Below are 703 nucleotides of genomic sequence, written 5' to 3'. Positions count from 1 at the left end.
TTGCGTCGTCGTTTTCTGGCGATGCTCAGGAAGGTCAGGTCGCGGAGCCGGTTGCGGGCCAGTGTGGTTGGACTTGGGTGAGGGCGCACTCGGTCATGAGGGCGGTGGTTTCTCAGGTCGAAGGCTGCGGCGGTGCGGGAGACAGCCGTTGCCGTTTTCTGGCGATGCTTCAGAACGGCGGTGGTTCGTCGGCCACCTGAGGTTCATGCAGCGGCGGAGGCGAACTGTCGTAGCTCTGCCCTGTCGGTGTGGTGACCGTAAGAGTGCCGTCCGCAGCGAGCGAGTAAACCCAGCCGGGTTCGTCTTTGAGCCGGTGGTCCCGACGGCAGAGGTCGATCAGCTCGTCAGCGTTGGTGTGGCCGCCGAACTGCCACGGCACCACATGATCAAGATCGCAGGCCTGGGCGGGACGCTGGCAGCCGGGTCTTCGGCATTCCCGATCCCGCACCCGCACGAATTCGCCTACTCCCGCTGTGGGCCGATAGCGGTCCCGGCCCAGGTCGAGTACCTGGCCCTGTCATGATTTCCGTGTAAGCCACGGATGACTTCTTCTTTGATTCTAGTGGAGTGGTAGTCGGTCGGGGAAGAGTGCGGCGAGGGTGTTGAGGGCTTGTTTCCAGCCTCGGGTGCCGGTTCCTGATGGGCCGCCTCGGTTGCTGGTGATGTTGCGGAGTCCGAGGTAGAGCAGTTTTGTCGCGGCGGT

1 protein-coding gene and 1 pseudogene are annotated in these 703 nt (G+C 63.6%); one reads left to right on the top strand and one right to left on the bottom strand.

Annotated features, from left to right (window positions below; genetic code table 11):
- Positions 1 to 200 (top strand): hypothetical protein (locus ACIHAO_RS23135; RefSeq protein WP_396560938.1); only part of this gene is annotated, 200 nt, incomplete at its 5' end.
- On the opposite strand, the pseudogene ACIHAO_RS23130 reads toward ACIHAO_RS23135, so the two are convergent.
- Positions 170 to 514: pseudogene (locus ACIHAO_RS23130) on the bottom strand (HNH endonuclease signature motif containing protein); the annotation flags it as partial. The gene ACIHAO_RS23135 and the pseudogene ACIHAO_RS23130 overlap by 31 nt on opposite strands.
- Positions 515 to 703: the final 189 nt, after the last annotated feature.

Source organism: Amycolatopsis sp. NPDC052450 (assembly GCF_044547565.1).
Taxonomy (GTDB): domain Bacteria; phylum Actinomycetota; class Actinomycetes; order Mycobacteriales; family Pseudonocardiaceae; genus Amycolatopsis.
This window is presented reverse-complemented; position numbering and strand designations above follow the sequence as displayed.